19 protein-coding genes and 1 pseudogene are annotated in these 19,219 nt (G+C 70.2%); 11 read left to right on the plus strand and 9 right to left on the minus strand.

The genetic code is table 11. From position 1 onward, the window contains the following. Both MZTS_RS12595 and MZTS_RS12600 read left to right on the plus strand, forming a co-directional pair. Window positions 1-393 (plus strand): hypothetical protein (locus MZTS_RS12595; protein ID WP_192284107.1); only part of this gene is annotated, 393 nt, incomplete at its 5' end. 65 nt (window positions 394-458) lie between these two features. Beyond that, window positions 459-1,112, plus strand: coding sequence for a hypothetical protein (locus MZTS_RS12600; RefSeq protein ID WP_009866259.1), 654 nt, complete (start codon window positions 459-461; stop codon window positions 1,110-1,112). 139 nt (window positions 1,113-1,251) lie between these two features. Here the strand turns inward: MZTS_RS12600 and MZTS_RS12605 are convergent, their stop codons facing one another. Further along, complete coding sequence (locus MZTS_RS12605) at window positions 1,252-1,608, minus strand: response regulator receiver protein (protein WP_192284108.1); 357 nt, start codon at window positions 1,606-1,608, stop codon at window positions 1,252-1,254. Between the two features lie 166 nt (window positions 1,609-1,774). On the opposite strand from MZTS_RS12605, the gene MZTS_RS12610 reads away from it, so the two are divergent. Next, complete coding sequence (locus MZTS_RS12610) at window positions 1,775-2,035, plus strand: hypothetical protein (RefSeq protein WP_192284109.1); 261 nt, start codon at window positions 1,775-1,777, stop codon at window positions 2,033-2,035. Between the two features lie 261 nt (window positions 2,036-2,296). Here the strand turns inward: MZTS_RS12610 and MZTS_RS12615 are convergent, their stop codons facing one another. The 4 genes and pseudogenes from MZTS_RS12615 to MZTS_RS12630 all read right to left on the minus strand — a co-directional run bounded on the left by MZTS_RS12615 (window position 2,297) and on the right by MZTS_RS12630 (window position 7,599). Further along, a complete protein-coding gene (locus MZTS_RS12615; protein WP_192284110.1) occupies window positions 2,297-5,458 on the minus strand; it encodes an efflux RND transporter permease subunit in 3,162 nt (1,053 codons plus the stop codon). Window positions 5,459-5,481: 23 nt separating this feature from the next. Further along, window positions 5,482-6,636, minus strand: a pseudogene (locus MZTS_RS12620) (efflux RND transporter periplasmic adaptor subunit). After that, window positions 6,623-7,213, minus strand: a complete 591-nt coding sequence (locus tag MZTS_RS12625) for a TetR/AcrR family transcriptional regulator (RefSeq protein ID WP_343068733.1) — start codon at window positions 7,211-7,213, stop codon at window positions 6,623-6,625. The pseudogene MZTS_RS12620 and the gene MZTS_RS12625 overlap by 14 nt, the downstream one beginning before the upstream one ends. 41 nt (window positions 7,214-7,254) lie before the next feature. Further along, window positions 7,255-7,599: a DMT family transporter gene (locus MZTS_RS12630; protein ID WP_009865503.1), complete on the minus strand. Its 345-nt coding sequence runs from the start codon at window positions 7,597-7,599 to the stop codon at window positions 7,255-7,257. Window positions 7,600-7,754: 155 nt separating this feature from the next. Between MZTS_RS12630 and MZTS_RS12635 the strand changes: the two genes are divergently transcribed. Next, the gene (locus MZTS_RS12635; RefSeq protein ID WP_192284112.1) at window positions 7,755-8,288 is read left to right on the plus strand and encodes a TetR/AcrR family transcriptional regulator; all 534 of its coding nucleotides are present in this window, start codon (window positions 7,755-7,757) and stop codon (window positions 8,286-8,288) included. A 105-nt stretch (window positions 8,289-8,393) separates the two neighbouring features. Then, complete coding sequence (shc, locus tag MZTS_RS12640) at window positions 8,394-10,331, plus strand: squalene--hopene cyclase (RefSeq protein WP_192284113.1); 1,938 nt, start codon at window positions 8,394-8,396, stop codon at window positions 10,329-10,331. Between the two features lie 178 nt (window positions 10,332-10,509). Here the strand turns inward: shc and MZTS_RS12645 are convergent, their stop codons facing one another. Beyond that, window positions 10,510-11,061 carry an inorganic diphosphatase gene (locus tag MZTS_RS12645; RefSeq protein ID WP_192284114.1) on the minus strand — a complete coding sequence of 184 codons (552 nt, stop codon included), beginning with the start codon at window positions 11,059-11,061 and terminating at the stop codon, window positions 10,510-10,512. Window positions 11,062-11,224: 163 nt separating this feature from the next. After that, a complete protein-coding gene (locus tag MZTS_RS12650; protein ID WP_192284115.1) occupies window positions 11,225-11,542 on the minus strand; it encodes a hypothetical protein in 318 nt (105 codons plus the stop codon). A 263-nt stretch (window positions 11,543-11,805) separates the two neighbouring features. Between MZTS_RS12650 and MZTS_RS12655 the strand changes: the two genes are divergently transcribed. After that, window positions 11,806-12,042 (plus strand): DUF6894 family protein, encoded by a 237-nt coding sequence (locus MZTS_RS12655; RefSeq protein WP_192284116.1) that lies wholly within the window; start codon window positions 11,806-11,808, stop codon window positions 12,040-12,042. Window positions 12,043-12,321: 279 nt separating this feature from the next. Here MZTS_RS12655 and MZTS_RS12660 read toward each other — a convergent pair whose 3' ends face one another. Continuing rightward, window positions 12,322-12,567, minus strand: a complete 246-nt coding sequence (locus tag MZTS_RS12660) for a hypothetical protein (RefSeq protein WP_192284117.1) — start codon at window positions 12,565-12,567, stop codon at window positions 12,322-12,324. A 261-nt stretch (window positions 12,568-12,828) separates the two neighbouring features. Here MZTS_RS12660 and MZTS_RS12665 point away from each other — a divergent pair, with 261 nt between their 5' ends. The 3 genes from MZTS_RS12665 to MZTS_RS12675 all read left to right on the plus strand — a co-directional run bounded on the left by MZTS_RS12665 (window position 12,829) and on the right by MZTS_RS12675 (window position 15,173). Beyond that, on the plus strand, window positions 12,829-13,020 hold the full coding sequence (locus tag MZTS_RS12665) for a hypothetical protein (RefSeq protein ID WP_192284118.1): 192 nt from the start codon (window positions 12,829-12,831) through the stop codon (window positions 13,018-13,020). Next, window positions 13,020-13,436 carry a response regulator gene (locus MZTS_RS12670; RefSeq protein ID WP_192284119.1) on the plus strand — a complete coding sequence of 139 codons (417 nt, stop codon included), beginning with the start codon at window positions 13,020-13,022 and terminating at the stop codon, window positions 13,434-13,436. The genes MZTS_RS12665 and MZTS_RS12670 overlap by 1 nt, the downstream gene beginning before the upstream one ends. Window positions 13,437-13,652: 216 nt before the next feature. Further along, entirely contained in the window at window positions 13,653-15,173 is a 1,521-nt protein-coding gene (locus MZTS_RS12675; RefSeq protein WP_192284120.1) for a sensor domain-containing diguanylate cyclase, read from the plus strand. A 31-nt stretch (window positions 15,174-15,204) separates the two neighbouring features. Here MZTS_RS12675 and MZTS_RS12680 read toward each other — a convergent pair whose 3' ends face one another. Continuing rightward, complete coding sequence (locus tag MZTS_RS12680) at window positions 15,205-15,456, minus strand: DUF6894 family protein (RefSeq protein WP_009862553.1); 252 nt, start codon at window positions 15,454-15,456, stop codon at window positions 15,205-15,207. 217 nt (window positions 15,457-15,673) lie between these two features. Between MZTS_RS12680 and MZTS_RS12685 the strand changes: the two genes are divergently transcribed. Both MZTS_RS12685 and MZTS_RS12690 read left to right on the plus strand, forming a co-directional pair. Further along, window positions 15,674-16,465 (plus strand): Crp/Fnr family transcriptional regulator, encoded by a 792-nt coding sequence (locus MZTS_RS12685; protein ID WP_009866211.1) that lies wholly within the window; start codon window positions 15,674-15,676, stop codon window positions 16,463-16,465. A gap of 51 nt (window positions 16,466-16,516) precedes the next feature. Then, window positions 16,517-19,174, plus strand: a complete 2,658-nt coding sequence (locus MZTS_RS12690) for a PAS domain-containing protein (RefSeq protein WP_246482102.1) — start codon at window positions 16,517-16,519, stop codon at window positions 19,172-19,174. The last annotated feature ends 45 nt before the right edge of the window (window positions 19,175-19,219 follow it).

Genomic DNA, 19,219 nt, shown 5'->3' on the forward strand with positions numbered 1-19,219 from the left:
GCCGCGACCGCGGCGGCCGAGCAGCATCGGGCAAACGAGGAGGCCGCCCGGCGCGTGCGGGCGGACCGCGACCGCGCCGAATCAGAGGCGGCCAACGCCGCGCTCGGGTTCGCGTTCGCATGGCAGGCCGCGATCCGCACCGTCGCCTCAGGCATGTCCCCCCGGGGTGCCGGCAACGGCCTGCACGCCCGCTCCGTCGTGCATGTCCGGTGCGACGAGCCGGTCTCCGTCGGCCGTCTGCGCCGGTCCCAGGGTGACCTGCTCTGCGGCGCCGGTGACGGCGCCATGGGCTACCTCGCCGAGGCCGTCTCCCGCGACGGCTCCGGCGAGCCCTACCGCGACCGGGTCACGTGCCGCGCCTGCCAAGCGGTCGCCCTCAGGCTCGCGACCTGACCTGGCGACTTTCATCACCCTGCCGACAATCGACCCCGTAGCGACACAGACAGGATCCCCACCACATGCGCACCGTTCGTCTCGCCCTGATGCTCGTCCTCGCCGCCATGGCCGCCGCCGCCCAAAAAGTCTGGGACGGCACCCGTTGGGTGGCCCGCGCGATGTCCGGCATGCCCACGCCGCCCAGCACCGGCATCGAAGACGCCCTCGATGACCTCGCGGACGCAGCCCGCCCCGTGACGGCGTCACAGCCTGCCCGTGACACCGTCACGCCGTCCGGCCAGGCCCCGGCACCTGAGGTCGCCCCGAGGCCGGCGCCAGTTCCGGCTTCCGCCCAGGTCGTCGAGCTCGACCCGATCCTGGCGAAGGGGAAGGCGGCCCACGCCTTCGCGTGCGCGCTCGCCACGCTGGACGAAGAGCCCTCGACCGACGGTCTCGACGAAGCCGAGATCGCCTGGCTGAACTCGCTCAACGCGTCCGAGATGATGACGGTCTACCGGGCGGGGCCCATGCGCACGGGCGCCCACATGGCCGGCATCAAGCCGGTCGAGGGCCTGCCCCTGTGCCCGACGCTGGCTGAGTACCGGCACATCCTCGGGCAGGCAGCCCGAATTTCGCCCCGGCAGCGAGCGGAGATCCAGGAGTACAACGACACCTTGGACGCGGCCTTCCAGGAGATGATTGAGGACCCCGGATTCGAGCTTAAGCGCGGCGTCTAAAAGCCACCCCCGAACAGCAAGAGGCCCGCCCCGGCACCCGGGGCGGGCCTTTCTTTTTGCGTGGACGCCTGCAGAAATGGGGTTGTTCTATGCCCTGTGCACACACGGTGGCATGACGTGCGCACGCGACAGCATGACGTCAGGCCGCCCGGGCCGCCCGGAGCACGAGCCCCTCGGCGCGCAGGGCGCGCTGGCGCATGCGGGCAGTCTCGCCCCGCGCCACGGCGGTCTCAGCCTTGGCCGCTGCGAGCTCGCGCTGCAGCCTGGCGTTCTCGGCGCGGAGGGCAGCGACCTCGTCGACCGCGGCCTGGAGCTCCCGGCGCTGGCGGGCGACCGCGCGACGGGCGCGCGCGGCGGCCGAGAGGTCGCGGTCGGCTTGGTCGGCGTCGACGGCGGCCTGACGGGCCCGGGCATCCGCTACGAATCCCGCGGCCACCCCGGCGAGGCGGAGGCCGGCCTGGTCGAAGGTGTGGCCAATCTGGTGGGGGGTGCGCATGCAGGCCTCCGGGTCGTCGGGGTGGCCTCACAATCGGGGATCACGATTCGAGCGTCGAGCCCCAGTCAAGGGTTGTCCCTGGGCTCTGTGTGAACCGGACACTGCCGTAGGGCTGGACCTCAAAACGTGTTTAGCGCCCCGTTACTTCGGTCAAGTGAATCGGTTTGTGGGAAGTACGCGTCACTCGCCTCCGGCGGGAAATGAGGGATGCACCCGCTCCCTACAGGATGGCTGCAGGTTCCGCATCGAGATCATCCTCGACCTCGCCGACTTCGACCGCTCCGTCGACGAGACCGTCTACGGCTATGTGATGGCGACTCTCGCCGACGCCCTGAACGAAATCGCCGACACCGTTGTCGAGCGCCTCGTCGACGCCCAGGCCGCCCAACTCGCCAGGCCCAAAAACTTTACGCAGCGATCTAATTGATATGACCTCAGTGCTAAGACCAATTTCTCCTTCTTGGTCTGCAACGCGCCACTTCCAGACCTTCACTCAAAGCGAGCGGAATGGCCGCTTGTCGCCCAAGAGCTGCTATTGAAACGGAATGGTCGGTCCCGGTCTCCTTGAGATCGTCACGGTCGGCCTGCCGAGGAGGGCTGGGAAGCAGGCCGACCGCTATCGCGGACCGTGGGAACGAACGGTCGCGCGACTTCTGCCGGGCGAGACCCGGATTTCTCGGAGCCGATCTCAGCTCGCGGGCATGCCGTGGGTGGCGGAGGCACCGGCGTGGGCCGACCCCTCCTTCGTCCCGCGGGCCTTCCGCGACCGGAAGGCCCGGGCGATCAGCACGTAGAAGAGCGGGGTGGCGAACACCGCGAGCACCGTCGCGGTGACCATGCCGCCGAACACGCCCGTGCCGATGGCCCGCTGGCTGTTCATGCTGGCGCCCGTGGCGATGGCGAGCGGCACCACGCCGAGGATGAAGGCGAACGAGGTCATCACGATGGGCCGGAAGCGTAGCTCGCACGCCTCCAGCGCGGCATCGTGGACGGAGCGACCCTGCGCTACGAGCTCCTTGGCCACCTCGATGATCAGGATGGCGTTCTTCGCCGTCAGGCCGATCACCGTGATCAGGCCGACCTTGAAGTAGACGTCGTTTGGCATGTCCCGGGCGAGCATGGCGAAGACCGCCCCGATCACGCCGGTCGGAACCACGAGCAGCACGGCGAGAGGGATCGACCAGCTCTCGTAGAGCGCGGCCAGGCGGAGGAAGACGCAGAACAGTGCCAGCGCGAGCAGGTAGACGGCCTGGCTTCCCGAGAGCTTCTCCTGGAGTGACTGCCCGGTCCAGGCGAAGTCGAAGCCCGCGGGCAGCTGCCCAGCCAGCCGTTCCATCTCGGCCATGGCGTCGCCGCTGGCGAAGCCCGGGGCCGCGCTGCCGGAGATCTTGATGCTCGGGTAGCCGTTAAAGCCGACGACCTGGGCCGGCCCCATCGTCCAGGCGACACGCGCGAAGGACTGGAGGGGCACCATCTGTCCCTTGGCGTTGCGGACGTGCAGGTCGAGCAGGTCCTCGGCCCTCATCCGCCGGGACGCCTCCGCCTGGACGATCACCCGCTGCATGCGCGCCTGGTTCGGGAAGTCGTTGACGTAGGCCGAGCCGAGGCTCGTGGAGAGCGTGTCGTTGATGTCGGCGAAGGTCACACCGAGCGCGTTTGCCTTCTGCCGGTCGAGGGTGAGCTCGATTTGCGGCGCGGTCGGCAGGCCTTCGACGTAGACGCCCTGCAGGATCGGGCTCTGGCTCGCCGCTTTGAGCAACTGGTCGCGGGCGGCGGCCAGCGCCGCGTAGCCTTGCTGCGCCTTGTCCTGGAGGCGGAAGGCGAAGCCGCTGGAGTTGCCGAGCGCTTCGATGGCGGGCGGCGCCAGCGCCATGGCGATGGCGTCCGGCAGTCCGCCGAGCACGGCGCTGGCGCGGGCGCTCACCGCCTCGGCGCCGTCGTCCGACCTGCGTTCCTTCCAGTCCTTCAGGGTGACGAAGGCGATGGCCGCGTTCTGGCCCTGGCCCGAGAAGCCGTAGCCGAGGAGCACGACCCGGGCCACCACCGACGGCTCGGCGCCGAAATGGGTCTCGATCCGCTTGGCCACGTCGAGGGTGCGGCCGGTGGAGGATTCCGGCGGGGTCTGCGCGTCGACGATGACGTAGCCCTGGTCCTCAATGGGCAGGAAGCTCGACGGCATGCGCAGGTAGCCCCAGCCCAGCGCCGCGACGAGCGCCGCGTAGACGAGGAGCGAGCGCACCGGCCGGCGCAGCAGCCCGGCGACGCCCGAGCGGTAGGCCAGCGTGCCGGCCTGGAAACGCCGATTGAACCAGCCGAAGAAACCACCCTTGGCGTGGCCGTGGCCAGCCTCGACGGGCTTCAAGAGTGTGGCGCACAGCGCCGGGGTAAGCGAGAGTGCCAGGAAGGCGGAGAAGGCGATGGAGGTCGCCATGCTCACCGCGAACTGGCGGTAGATCACGCCGACCGAACCTGGGAAGAAGGCGAGCGGCACGAACACCGCCACCAGGACCGAGGTGATGCCGACGATGGCCCCCGTGATCTGGCCCATGGCCTTGGCGGTGGCCTCCCGCGGCGGCAGCCCCTCCTCGGCCATGATGCGCTCGACGTTCTCGACCACCACGATGGCATCGTCGACCAGGATGCCGATGGCCAGCACCATGCCGAACATTGTCAGCACGTTGATGGAGAAGCCGGCCACCAGCAGCGCACCGCAGGTGCCGAGCAGGGCCACCGGCACCACGATGGTCGGGATGATGGTGTAACGGAAGTTCTGTAGGAACAGGAACATGACCGCGAAGACGAGCGCCATCGCCTCGGCGAGCGTCATCAGCACCTTCTTGATCGAGACCTCGACGAAGGGCGTGGTGTGGTAGGGCACCGTCACGCTCACGTTGGCCGGCAACGTGCGCTGGAGTTGGGCGATCTTGGCCTTCACGCCGGTCGCGGCCGCGAGGGCGTTGCCGCCGGGCGCGAGCTGGATGCCGATGCCGGCGGCGGGACGACCGTCGAGGCGGGTCTGCATCGTGTAGGACTGCCCGCCGAGCTCGACCTCGGCCACGTCGCGCAGTCGGACTAGCGAGCCGTCGGGGTTGGCCCGCAGCACGATCTCCTCGAACTCCGCGACCGTGGTCAGCTGGCCCTTGACCAGGACGTTGGCGGCGATGCGCTGGCCTTCCTTGGCCGGCTGGGCGCCGACGATGCCCGAGGCCACCTGCGCGTTCTGCGCGCCGACCGCCGCCGTGACGTCGCCCGGCGTCATACTGAACCCGACGAGCTTGACCGGATCGATCCAGATGCGCAGCGCCTTCTCGGACGAGAACAGGGTCGCCCGGCCGACACCCGGCACCCGCCTGAGCTCGCCCAGGATGCGTCGGGCGGCGAGGTCGCCGAGATCTGTCTCGCTCAAGGCTCCGTCCTTGGAGGAGACGATGACGAACTGGAGGAAGCTGGTGCTGGCCTCCTCGACGATGACGCCCTGCTGGGTCACCGCCCGGGGCAGGCGCGCCTCGATGCGCTTGATGCGGTTCTGGACCGCGACGGTCGACTTCGACGGGTCGGAGCCCGGCGCGAAGGAGGCCATGATCTGCGCCATGCCGGACGTGTCGCTGGTGCTCTCGAAGTACATCAGCCCCGGGATGCCGTTGAGCTCCTCCTCGATGATGCGGGTGACGCCGTCGTAGAGCCGTTCCGGCGGGGAGCCCGGGTAGGTCGCCGTCACCTGGATCGTGACGGGGGCCACGTCCGGGTACTGCGAGACCGGCAGGAACGCGATGGAGGTCGCGCCGACCAGCATGATGAAGATGGAGACCGCCCAGGCGAAGATCGGGCGCTCGATGAAGAAGCGGGTCATGGGCTTGGGCCTGCGCGGAGGGGTCAGAGCTGCTGGGAGGCGGTGGCCGTCCGGGCGCCCTTCCAGGACACCGGGTTCACCGCCATGCCGGGCTGGATCTTCTGGAAGCCCTCGACGACGACGCTCTCTCCGGGCTTCAGCCCGTCCTCGACGATCCAGCCGGCGTCCATGAGCGCCCCGGTGCGCAGGGGCCGCAGGGCGACCGCCTTATCGGCGCCGACCACGAAGGCCTGGGCCTCGCCGGCGCTCGACCGCTGGATCGCCTGCGCCGGGACGACGACCGCGTCGGCGTTCACGCCATGAGCGACGCGCACCCGGACGTAGGTGCCTGGCAGCAGGCCCCCCTTCGGGTTGGGGAAGGTGGCGCGCAAGGAGACCTGCCCAGTGCCGGGGTCGACGCTCACGTCCGTGAACAGCAGGCGGCCGGCGTCGGCGTGCAGGCTGCCGTCGGGTCGGACGAGCCGCACCTCGGTCTCCTCCTAGCCGGCGGCGCGCTCGACGAGCGCGCCCGAGTCGGAGGCGGAGGCGTTGAAGTCCGCGAAGATCGGGTCAATCTGCTGGATGACGGCGAGCTTGGTCGCGTCGCCCTGCCCGACGAGGGCCCCTTCCGTCACCAGGGCACGGCCGATGCGGCCGGCGATGGGCGCGCGCACGGTGGCGTAGTCGAGGTCGATCCGGGCGCGGTCGAGCTGCGCCTTCGCGCTCGCGACGTCGGCCTCGGCCTGGCGCAGGGTGGCCGTGGCGATGTCGTGCTGGGCGGTGCTGGCCGCCTGCCGCTCCAGGAGCGTCTCGGTGCGCTCCGACTGCCTCAGCGCCTGAACGCGGGTGGCCTCGGCACGGGCGACCGCCGCGGCCTTCGCATCGACCTCGGCCTTGTAGATGGCCGGGTCGATGCGGAAGAGCACGTCGTTCTTGCCGACGAGGCTGCCCTCCGCGAAGGCCCGCTCCCGGACGATGCCGGAGACCTGGGCCCGGACCTCCGCCACCCGCGTCGAGGCGAGGCGCCCGGGCAGGTCGAAGGTGCGCGGCACGGTCGCCGGCTCGACCGTCGCGACGGACACGTCCATCGGCGGCATCTCTGCCGCGGCCGGGTCGTTCGCCGCGGGCTTGCACGCGGTCAGCGTCGCGCCGAGCAGGAGCGCGACGAGGGGCAGGCGTCGGTGGTCACGCCGGGTCATGGCTCGGGAGTCCTTGTCTCGTGTCGATTGGGGAGGCGACGTCGCCGTGCCGTCGGTTCGGCGGCGCCATCGCCAGGAGGCGGACGCCCAGGGCCGCCATGTCGGGGAGCGGGCCGCCGGCTGCGTGCAGGAGGCAGGCTTGCCAAGCCCCGTCGGCGGCGAGGCGCACGACCTCAAGGGCCGGCGCCCCGTCAGTGGCGCGGTGCCGCTCCAGTCGCCGCGCGATCCACTCGGCGTGCAGGCGGCGGACGCCCGGGTCCGCCAAAGCCGAGAGGTAAAGCGCCGCCGTTCGGCTCTCCCTCCCGACTGTGGAGTTCGAGAAGTCCGTCTCGACGTTGGCGCGCGTGAAGCCGCCGCTTGGCGAGGGGTCGCGGACCATCGCCGCGTCGATCTCGGCGTCGAGCCGTTCGGTCAGGGTGGCGAAGATCTCCGCGATCAGGGCCTGCTTGCTCGGGAAGTGGTGGAAGAGACCGCCCTTCGTCACGCCGGCCGCATCCGAGACCGCCTGCATCGTGAGCCCGGCCGGCCCATGCTCCAGGGCGAGCCGCACGGCGCCTTCAAGGAGCCTGCGCCGCACGAACTCGGGCTGCTTTTTGCGAGTGAGGGCGCTCGCCACGGTCAGTGACCCGTGGTGGCGGAGAACGCCTGCATCACCACGACCCCGCCGACGATCATCGCCATGCCGACCATCGCCGGCCCGTCGAGGGACTGCTTGGACACCAGGACGCCGACGACGGCGGTCAGGACGATGCCGACGCCGCTCCAGATCGCGTAGACGACGCCGAGCGGCATCGCCTTGAGGGCGACCGACATCAGGAAGAAGGCCGCGCCGTAGCAGGCCGCCATCCCGAGCGTGGACGCGACCTTCGTGAACTGCTCCGACTTCTGCAGCAGGGCCGGGCCCGCGACCTCGCAGGCGATGGCGGCGCCAAGGGCGGCGTAGGTGGTGGCGGAAACGGACATCCGAAGGCCTGCTCTCGTCTCCATGCGCCCAGACCTGTCGGTCGGGCTCATTCTCGATCTCGTCGGCAAATCCGTTCCCAGGCCGGGAGGCGGCTTGCCACCGCATGCGTCATCGTTTAAATCCATCCATACGGAATTGAGAGAGGAAATCATGGATGGGTCGGCCGAGGAGCATCGACCGGGACAGGGTGCTCGATGTCGCCGAGCGGATCGTGCGTGAGGAGGGTGCCACGGCGCTGACCTTCGACGCGGTCTGCAAGGCCGCGGGTATCACCAAGGGCGGGCTGCAATACTGCTTCGGCAGCAAGGACGACCTCATCGCGGCCATCGCCGAGCGCTGGCTGAGGGGCTTCGACGCGGAAGTGGCGCGCCACACCCCGTCGGACGGGACCGTCCTGGACAGGGTGCGTGGCTACGTGACCGCGTCGGCGCGCATGGACGAGCCGAGCCAGACCAAGATGTCCGGGATGCTCGTCAGCCTGCTGCAATCGCCGGAGCACATGGAGAAGGCGCGCGGCTGGTACGCCGAGTGGCTGGAGCGGCTCGACCCCGGTTCCGAGGCGGGGCGACGCGCGCGGACGGCGTTCCTCGCTGCCGAGGGGGCCTTCTTCCTACGCGGGCTCGGCCTGATCGAACTGGATCAGGCCGGTTGGGAGGACGCCTTCGACGACATCCTCAAGCTGCTCTGACCGTCCTCAAGCTGTCCCGACCGACCTGACTTCGGCGGATCCCGCCTGGTTCGCATTGGCGCGGCCCCGATCCTTCCCCACACCCTACGCGAGCGGAATGACCCTATGAACACGGAGCCTCGCTTCTCCGCGCCCGAGACCCTGCGCGCTATCGCCGGCGCGGGGCGTGCCCTGGGCCGCCACCAGCGCCGGGACGGCCACTGGGTCTTCGAGTTGGAGGCGGACGCGACCATCCCGGCCGAGTACGTGCTGTTGGAGCACTACATGGACCGCATCACGCCCGAGCGGCAGGCCCGGATCGGAGCCTACCTCCGGCGCATCCAGGGCGAGCATGGCGGCTGGCCCATGTTCCACGCGGGCGAGTTCAACATCTCGGCCAGCGTGAAGGCCTACTGCGCGCTGAAGGCCATCGGCGACGATCCGCAAGCGCCGCATATGGTCCGGGCCCGCCAGGCCATCCTCGGCCATGGGGGCGCGGAGCGCGCCAACGTCTTCACGCGCATCCAGCTCGCCCTGTTCGGCGCCATCCCCTGGCGCGGCGTGCCGGTGATGCCGGTCGAGATCATGCACCTGCCCAAGTGGTTCTTCTTCAACATCTGGGCGATGTCCTACTGGGCCCGCACCTGCGTGGTGCCGCTCCTCGTGCTGCAGGCGCTGAAGCCCCGTGCCCGCAACCCGCGCCAGGTGAGCTTCGACGAGATCTTCCGGACCGAGCCGGACGAGGTCCGAGACTGGATCCGCGGCCCCTACCGCTCGCGCTGGGGCGTGGTGTTCAAGCACATCGACACGGTGCTGCGCTGGACCGAGCCCCTGTTCTCGAAGGTCGCGCGCGAGAGCGCCATCTTCAAGGCCGTCGACTTCGTGGAGGAGCGTCTGAACGGCGAGGACGGGCTCGGCGCGATCTACCCGGCCATGGCCTACGCGCTGATGATGTACGACGTGCTCGGCTACCCCGAGGACGACCCGCGCTGCGTCACGATCTGGAAGGCCATCGACAAGCTTCTCATCGAGACGGACGAGGAGGTTTACTGCCAGCCCTGCGTCTCGCCCGTATGGGACACGAGCCTGTCCGGGCATGCCATGATCGAGGCGGCGCGCACCGGGGGCATCGAGGCCCAAGCGGAGCTCGACGCCGCGTGCGACTGGCTGGTGGCGCGCCAGGTCACGAACGTGCGGGGCGACTGGGCCGAGACGCGGCCGGATGCCGAGCCCGGGGGCTGGGCCTTCCAGTACCGCAACGACCACTACCCCGACGTGGACGACACGGCGGTGGTCGCCATGCTGCTCCACCGCAACGGCCGTCCCGAGCACGCCGAGGCGGTCGAGAAGGCGCGTCGCTGGATCGTGGGCATGCAGAGCCGCAGTGGCGGCTGGGGTGCCTTTGACGCCGACAACGACCGCGAGTTCCTCAACCACATCCCGTTCTCGGACCATGGCGCACTGCTCGACCCGCCGACCGCCGACGTGACCGGCCGCTGCATCTCCTTCCTGTCCCAACTCGGGAACGAGGAGGACCGGCCGGTGATCGAGCGGGCCCTGGCCTACCTTCGGGCCGAGCAGGAGCGCGACGGAAGCTGGTTCGGCCGCTGGGGCACCAACTACGTCTACGGCACGTGGTCGGTGCTGTGCGCGCTCAACGCGGCCAGCGTGCCGCACGACGACTCGATGGTGCGCCGGGCCGTGGACTGGCTGGTCTCGATCCAGCGGCCGGACGGCGGATGGGGCGAGGACGAGCGCAGCTACGACGTCGGCCACTACGTCGAGAACGCTGAGAGCCTGCCCTCGCAGACGGCCTGGGCGATGCTTGGCCTGATGGCCGTAGGACAGGCCGACCACCCTGCGGTACTGCGCGGGGCGGCGTACCTGCAACGCACGCAAGGCGAGGACGGCGAGTGGCAGGAGCGGGCCTACAACGCCGTCGGGTTCCCGCGCGTGTTCTACCTCAAGTACCACGGCTACCGGCTGTTCTTCCCACTCTTCGCCCTCTCGCGGCTTCACAACCTGCAGCGGGGCAACAGCCGGGAAGTTGGCTACGGCTTTTGACGCGGGAAGGTCCATCGGGGCTCTGCCCCCCCCGATGTGACCGACTTGTCTGTCCCGTGGCCACCTCTGTCAGGTCCGCTTCCTACCCCCATCCGGACCTTCGGCGGGCACAGGTCAAATGTCTGCTTGGGGTCAGAAGTTTACATGCCGCTTGATCGCTGTGGAGAGCGGGAGACTGTCAGTCGCCCTCCTTTCCGAACGCCTCGGCGCCTTGCCGCACGAGGGCGTTGGCGGCCTCCGCGTCGCCGCGCCGGAGCACCCGGAATTCCCTGCCGGTGAGCTCGTTGTAGTGGCCGAAGAACGCCTCGACCTCGTCCAGCATGCCCGGGCGCAGGTCGTCGAGCGCGTGGATGTGCGCGTGCGTGCGGGCCTTCACGGCCACGCCGATCAGCCGGTCGTTGCGCTCCCACTCCCCGTCGCGCTCGCGCTGCTCGGCCTCGATCACGCCGACCAGATGCGCCTCCAGCACGCAGCCAGGGAAGGCGGGCGCGTCGAGCAGCAGCAGGACGTCGAGCGGGTCGCCGTCGTCGCCCTTGGTCGAGGGGATCATGCCGAAGTCGTAGGGGAAGCTCGTGCCCTCCGGCAGGACCGTCTTGAACTGGAAGGCGCCGAACGCCTCGGAGTAGGCGTACTTGTTCGGGCTGCCCTTCGGCGTCTCGACGACGACGTGGACGTGGCCGTCCTCGCCGAAGGTCGGCAGACGGCTCAGAGGCGGGGCGGTCTGCGGCAAGGGCGGGCTCCGTCTCGGCGCCTGGGCGGCGCCGCACCCTGGTGAACTCGGGAGGAGACCTCGGGGTCCGCAGGAGCGCTCAGGCGGCGGCCGGGGCCAACTCCGTGGGGGCCGCATAACGGAAGGACGACGGCGGGTAGCGGGTCCCCCCTACCACCGATGCTCATCCGCCGGTCACGTCGCGTCGGCGGTTCCGCAGGTCCGGCCCGACCTCCGGCGCCCCCGTTTCAGCGTCGAGCGCGAGAGGGGAATACCCGAAGAAGCTGACGATGCGCTCTTCCGAAGCACCGTTCGAGCGCATGACCTCGGCGATGGTGCGATGCTCGACCGTGTTGCGTGCATCCACACAGGCCGCGTCGCGCCGGTCCATCGCGTCCGCCATTTCGCCGGTGAGGTCGACGTATCCGGTGAAACGCAGCGGCGGTCCGGATTGCCTTCTATTCGACACCTTCGGGAACCCGGTCGTGGCAGGTGCTGGCATCTACGGCTTCCTCCGTCCACGAATTGAGGCCGCCAGGCCTCAGGGCCTAGAACGGGCGAGACGTCGGGAACGTTCGCGCGAGCCAGGGCGAACAAGGCGCCCCGGGAGGCGACGCGGTACGGTTCGGGGACCCCGCGCCGGCAGGCCTTGCCTGCTGGCGCCCAGGTGGCCGCCCCATCCGGGAGCGTCGGGTCGCGCAGCGGTGGGACCCGACGCTCGCGGATGAGGTTTGCCTCTCGGGGAGCCGCGAAGGCGAGTGCCCCATGCCGGTCTTCTTCTTCGACGTGTGCGCCCGCGGGCGCCTGGAGGCCGACGAGGCCGGGCTCGAACTCGCGAGCGCCGAGGCTGCCTACCTTGAGGCGTGCGCCGCCATCCCGGGGCTGACGGCCGAGCTCCTGCGCGTTGGGGACCACCCGCGCGGGTATGCTTTCGTCGTGGCCGACGAGGCGGGACGAGTCCTGTTCGAGATCCCGTTCCACGAGGTACTGGGCAGGCCTTGAGGCGACTAGAGCCCGCCGCTCCCCGGCAGCTTGGCCGATCCGGAACCCCACCCGTACGCCGAGCCGCGCCGAGGTCTCCACGACCACGAGTGCCCCGCACGCGGCCATGACGGCGCGCAGGCAATCCACGGCTTCCTCGGCCTCGGCCAAGGTCGAAAGACCCTTGCGGCGGAAGACCTTGCCGGAGGCGAGCACCGCCATGACGGCGAAGCGCCCGTCCGGCATGTCGACGATGCGGCTCCTGACCGGCTTGGCCATGACCTGCCTCCGCCAGTCTCCTCAAGCCGTCAGGCGGCGCGTGTTGTCCGCGACCAGTTCCCGGTAACGGGCGATGACTTGGTCGTGCGAGCCGCCCGTCATGATCGTGTTGGCAGCCTCCATGGCGGCGACGACCTTCTCGCCGACCATCGATACCATCTCCGCCTGGGCCTCCGCGCCGCCCCAGGCGAGCCGCACCAACCGCAACTCGATGACCCGCTGCGCCTCGACGGCGAGGAGGAACGCGGCACAGAAGGGGTTGAACATGAGGACTCCGGCGCGGTCTACGCGTCCTATAACGCAGCCGGCACCACCCTGTTGCCGGCGAACGGCTACGCACCCGGCTCCTCAAGTACGCCGCCCGCTTCTCCGAGCACCGCCATACGCCTCAGCTCCTCCATCCGCCGGATCTTGATGAACGGCCACGCTGAAACCAACGGCATCCCGGCTCATTAGTGTGAACGACTTTGACCCACGTTAACGCGAGGCCAGGGTAGGCGGAAAGGCGCCGGCCCGGGACGGGATGCCATGCGCCAGTGCCACCAGCGGCATCCGAGCCGCTCCTCCGCCACCCAGGACCCCTGCCTGCACGGGGTGGGACACGGGCTGGAGGACGCCTACGCCGACCTCCTGCGGGAGACCCTGCCCGAAGATTGGGAGCGTTTGGCCGCCACCCTCGCCGACCGCCTCGACGACATCGAGGACATGAAGGAGAGCTGATGCCGGACGCCACCCACACGTCCCACCTGGCCCTCGTGGTCGACGAGGACGCCGCAGCAAGGGACCGCGCCGAGGCGCTGCTGGGGGAGACCGAGCTCGACGTTGTCACCTGCGCGAGCGGCGAGGCCGCCGTCGAGGTGCTCCGGAGCCGCGGCGGGGACGTCGTCCTGCTGTTGACCAAGGCGACGCTGAAGGGCGGGGTGGACGGGCACCGGCTGGCGACGGCCGCCTGCAAGCTCCGGCCGGGCGTTCGGGTCGTCCTAAGCACCGGCACGCCGGAGACGTGCCGTGCACGGCTGCCTTACGAGGCCGTGTGTACCCGCCACCCCTGGCTGCCGCTCGACGTCCTCGTCCAGGCCCATGCCGCCCTGCTCAGCTCGCCGTGGCCCGGAGATCCGAGATCCAGGCCCATCTGAGGCCTGAGCCGCGAGGACCGGGTATTCGGAGCTTGGCTCCCCGCTGCGGTCGGCATGCGCGGGTCGGGTGCGGCGAGCGCCGCAATCCTACGGAACCGGCAAACCTTCCGTTAGGCACGATGCGGTTAAGGGGCTCGTACGACATCGGCCGAAGGCGCCGGTAAGGGGTTCGGGCGTTAGTGACCAAGCTACGACAACGCTTGGGAGAGCTCGCCGATGGCCCTGCCGCGCCCGCTCGCGCGACGCCTCCGCTCCGCCCGCACCTGGATCGCGCTCGGCGTGCTGGCTCCCCTCGGCATGCTCGTCGTCTCCGGGCTGATGCTGCTCGACCTGCGGCAGGACGCGTGGGACAAGGCGGAGCAGACATCGAAAAACCTGCTCCAGGTCATCGAGCGCGACATCGCCCGCAACGTCGAGATCATCGACCTCTCTCTGCAGGCGGTCGTCGACAACCTCCGGGTCCCGGGCCTCGACGCGCTCAGCCCGGAGATGCGCCAGCTCGTACTGTTCGACCGTGCCGGGACCGCCCGCGACCTCGGCGTGATGCTCGTCCTCGACGAGCACGGCGACAGCGTCCTGGATGCCGGGGCGGTCCCGGCGCGCAGGCTGAACAACGCCGACCGCGACTACTTCCAGGCCCACAAGGCCGACCCGAACCTGGGCCTGCACATCAGCAAGCCGCTGTTCTCCCGCCTCCTGGGCACACGCATCGTGGTGCTGAGCCGCCGCATCGACAAGCCGGACGGCTCCTTCGGCGGAGTCGCCCTCGCGAGCCTCAAGCTCGACTACTTCAGTCGCCTCTTCGACCAACTCGGCCTCGGACCCGAGGGCGCCATAAACCTCTACCTGCGCGACGGCACGCGCATCATGCGCCACCCCTACGAGGAGGCGGACATCGGCGTGAACATCGCCGGCGCACCGACCTTCCGGCGGTTCGTGGGCGCGCGTTCCGGCACCTTCGTCGGCACCTCGGTGCGCGACGGGGTCGAGCGCCACTACGCCTTCACCAAGGTCGGCGACCTGCCGCTGGTGCTCAACGTCGCCCTCTCGACCGCCGACATCGAGGCCGGCTGGCGCGCCAAGGCGTTTGTCATCGGCATGGTCGTGCTCCTGCTGTGCGGCCTGACCGTGTTCCTGTCGTTGTTGTACGGGCGCGACCTGCGCAGGCGTTCCGCGCTACAGGCCGACCTCGCCCGGCTCTCGCGGACCGATGCCCTGACCGGGCTGGCCAACCGGCGCCAGTTCGAGGAGGAGTTCGAGCGCGCCCGGACGGGCGCCGGGCGCACCGCCAGGCCGCTGTCGCTGCTCATCGTCGACGCCGACCACTTCAAGCGCTGCAACGACCGCTACGGCCACGCGGTCGGGGACGAGGTGCTGAAGGGCCTCGCCCGCTGTCTGGGGGCGAGCGTGCACCAGCCCGACGACCTCGTCGCCCGCATCGGCGGCGAGGAATTCGCGGTGTTGCTGCCGGAAACCGACGAGAACGGGGCGACGCGCGTCGCCCAGGCCATCCATCGTGCCGTGGCGACGCTTGCGGTACCAGCGTCTGGCCTGGGCGTCGGCGCAGTCACGGTCAGCGTCGGCCTCGCTGTCGATGCTGCGGGCGAAGGCGAGCTGGGCGACCTTTATCGCCGGGCGGACGCGGCGCTCTACGAGGCCAAGGCTTCCGGGCGGAACAGGACGCAATGCGCGTCGGCCCCGGCGAACCGGACGCGGCGGGCAAGGGTAGCCGCTTAACCGTCCATGCAGGTGCCGACGACCGGACGCTTCAGGGATGAGAGCCGTCGGGGTCGCATTCGGCGGCCAGGTCTAGCCGCACGGTGCAAAGCCGTGCACCGCCCTCGTCGCGGACGTAGGCCACGAACGCCCGGCGCCCATCCGCGGGCGGCGCCTCCCGGCCGATGTCGGGCAAGGCCGCAATCGCCGCGTCGCGCGCGGCCTGCAGGCTGTCGTATTCCTGGCCCTCCTCGTCCCTCAGCCACATCTCACCGTCCTGGAAGTCGAGGAAGTAGCGGGGCATCGGGTCGCGGGAGCTTGAGGGGCCGGTCGGTACGAACCTAGAAATCCATCGGCCGCTGAAGGTTGCATGGGTTAACGGGCGTATCCGCCGCGCCACGCCAAGCCGATGGAAATCGCCGGTCTTCCGGGCTTTTGTGCACTAATGAACTGACAGCGAATCGAGCGTCGCAGTAAGGGTAAGCCCAGGCCAACCTGATACGACACGCTGCCGCTGACCCATGCCCTCCGACTTTGACGACCTACTCAGCGGCAACCTGCTCCTCGGCGCTCTGCGCCTGCCCGACCAGGCGCTGCTCAAGCCGCACTTGGAGCTGAGGGAGTACCGGCGCGGAGACGTGCTGTTCGACGCCGGCGAGGACGTCGGCCACATCACCTTCCCGCTCGGCCAGTGCGTGGCGGCCCTCCTCATCGGGCTTCGGGACGGACGCGCCGTGGAGACGGCCACGGTCGGGCGCGAAGGCGCGGTCGGCGGCGTGGTGAGCCAGGGGTCCCTGCCGGCCTTCAGTCGGGCCGTGGTGCAGATCCCCGGCTCGGTGCTGCGCATCGAGGCGGCAGTGCTGCAGCAGATCAAGCAGACCTCGCCGGGCCTGCGCAACATGATGACCCGCTACTCGGACTGCCTGCTCGCGCAGGTGCTGCAGTCGGTGGCCTGCAACGCCAGCCACACCATTGAGGCGCGCTGCGCCCGCTGGCTGCTCGGCCTGCAGGACCGTCTCGGCAGCGACGTCCTGCCGGTCACCCACGAGGTGCTGGCCGAGCTCCTGGGCGTGCAGCGCTCCTACCTGACGCGCACGCTCAGGACCCTGCAGCAGCAGGGCCTGATCCAGGTCCGGCGCGGGCGCATCATCATCCAGAGCCGCTCCGCGGTGGAGGCGGCGGCCTGTGAGTGCCACGGCGCGGTCAAGCGCCACTTCGAGACCGTGCTGGGCGCGGTGTATAACTCGTCCGGCACGCTGGTGTCCCTGCGACCTACGCCGGCAGGCGACAAGCAGATGTGCCAGGCCGTCTGAGAGGGCGCCGCGCAGATGGAACGGAAAGCGGTTCCTGGGCGTGACCCTGCCATGGGGCGGCCCAGCCAAACGACCGACGAATTCGCGCGCCTGCGGGCGCTTGCCGGCTACGACATCCTCGACACGCCGCGCGAGCGGGAGTTCGACGACGTCGCCGAGTTGGCGGCCGAGATCTGCGGCACGCCCATCGCGGTCGTGAACTTCATCGGCGACGGGCGGCAGTTCTTCAAGGCCGAGGTGGGCCTCGGAGTGCGCGAGACCCCGCTGGAGACCTCGTTCTGCCGCCAGGCCATCCTGCAGAGCGACTTCCTCCACGTGCCCGACGCGGCCCGGGACCCTCGCTTCGCCTGCAATCCGCTCGTGACCGGCAAACCGGGCCTGCGCTTCTACGCGGGCGCGCTTCTCAGGACCCAGGACGGGTACCCGGTGGGCACGGTCTGCGTGCTCGATACGTGGCCGCGCGCACTCACGCAGGGGCAGCAAGCTGGCCTGCTGCGACTTGCCAGGCAGACCATGGCGCTGCTGGAAGCGCGCCGCAGCGCCCGCGTCCAGCAGATCCAGAAGGAGTTACAGGAACGCATCCTGGACAGCGCGACGGATTACGCCATCATCGCGATGGACCGGGGCGGCCGCGTCACCCGCTGGAGCGCCGGGGCCGAGCGCGTCCTCGGCTGGCGCGAAGAGGAGATGCTGGGCGACCCCGCCCATGTGTTCTTCACGCCCGAGGACCGCGAGGAGGGCCGGCCCGAGGCCGAGATGGAGCTGGCGCTGGAGCAGGGTTTCGCGCCCGACGAGCGCTGGCACCTGCGCAAGGGCGGCGAGCGGTTCTGGGCCAACGGCGAGCTCATGCCGCTGAAGGCCGCGGACGGCACGGTCCAAGGCTTCGTCAAGATCCTGCGCGACCGCACCCGCCAGCGCGCGGACGCCGCGGAGCGCAACGCGAGCGAGATGCGCTTCCGCTCGCTCGTCGAGGTCAGCCCGCAGGTGGTCTGGTTCGGCGACGCGGCCGGCAACATCACCTACTGCAACCCGACCTGGTACGCGTACACCGGGCTCACCCCGGGTGACACCGATGGCAACGGCTGGGCGAGCGTGATCCATCCCGACCACCGAGAGCGGGTGCTCGGCGTCTGGAGGCATGCGGTCGCGACCGAGGGCCCCTACGAGGTCGAGATCCCGTTCCGCCGGGCCTCGGACGGACAGTACCGCTGGTTCCTGGCGCGCGGCAAACCCGTGCGCGGCGAGGCCGGCCCGGTCGAGAGCTGGATCGGCATCGCCATCGACATCCACGACCGGCGCCAGGCCGAGGACGACCTCCGCCAGGCCCGCGAGCAGCTGCGGCTCGCCGTCGAGGCGACCGGCACCGGCGTGTTCGACTACGACCTCGTCTCGGACGAGCTGAAGTGGGATGCCCGCATCCTCTCCCTTTACGGCCTGCCGCCGGACGCTCCCGTCGACCTGGCCGTGCACCTGGCCCGCGTGCACCCGGACGACCGGGCGCGGGCGGACGAGGCGGTGCGCGCCGCAGTCGATCCCGCCAGCGACGGGGTCTACGATGTCACGTACCGCACGGTGGCACCGGAGGACGGGACCGAGCGCTGGGTGTCCGCCAAGGGCCAGACCCTGTTCGCGGACGGGCGGCCGGTGCGGCTCATCGGCTTCGCGCGCGACGTCACCGAGAGCTGGCGCGCCGAGCAGGTCCTGCGCGAGACAGAGGAGCGCTACCGGCTGGCCTCACGCGCAACTAACGACGCGATCTGGGACTGGCATTTCGCCACGAACCATGTCCGGTGGAACGAGGCGCTGCAGGTCGCCCACGGCCACGCGCCGGACGCGGTCGAGCCGACCGGCGACTGGTGGATCGCCCACATCCACCCGGACGACCGCGCCCGCATCGACGCCTCCATCCACGCGGTCATCGACGGCACCGGCACGGTCTGGACCGACGAGTACCGCTTCCTGCGCGCCGACGGCTCTTACGCCGACATCCTCGACCGCGGCTACGTCATCCGGGACGAGAACGGTCGTGCGACCCGGATGATCGGCGCCATGCTGGACATCACCCAGCGCAAGCGGGCCGAGGAGCACCAGCGCCTGCTCACGGGCGAGCTACAGCATCGGGTCAAGAACACCTTGGCCCTGGTGCAGGCCATCGCGAGCCAGACCCTGCGCGGGGCGAGCGGCGTCGCCGAGATGCGGGAAGCGTTCGCTGCGCGCCTGATCTCGCTCGGGCGCGCCCATGACATCCTGACCCAGGCGAGCTGGACGGAGGCGCCCATCGGCGAGGTGGCGGAGGGCGCGCTATGCGTGCACCGCCAGGCCGATGCCTCTCGCATCCGGATCTGCGGACCCAACGTACTCCTGTCCGCCAAGGCCGCGCTCTCGCTGGCGCTGGCCCTGCACGAGCTCGCCACGAACGCCGCCAAGTACGGGGCCCTCTCGAACGAGGGCGGCGTCGTCGACCTGCGCTGGCACGTGGTGCACGCGGGCGAGGCGCCCCGCTTCTGCCTGACTTGGTCCGAGCAGGGGGGGCCACCGATCCTTTCCCAGCCCGCGCGCCGCGGCTTCGGCTCACGCCTGATCGAGCGCAGCTTCGCGGCCGAGGTCGGTGGCGAGGTCCGGCTCACCTACGCTCCGACCGGCCTCGTCTGCCGCCTGGAGGCGCCGCTCGCCTCCATGCAGGAGCGGCGCGACGAGGCCGCTGCATAATGGTCCGGACGCGCGGGCAGCCTCAACAATCCCGCAATCGCGTGC

The sequence above is a fragment of the Methylorubrum zatmanii genome (assembly GCF_014845115.1).
Lineage (GTDB): Bacteria > Pseudomonadota > Alphaproteobacteria > Rhizobiales > Beijerinckiaceae > Methylobacterium > Methylobacterium zatmanii.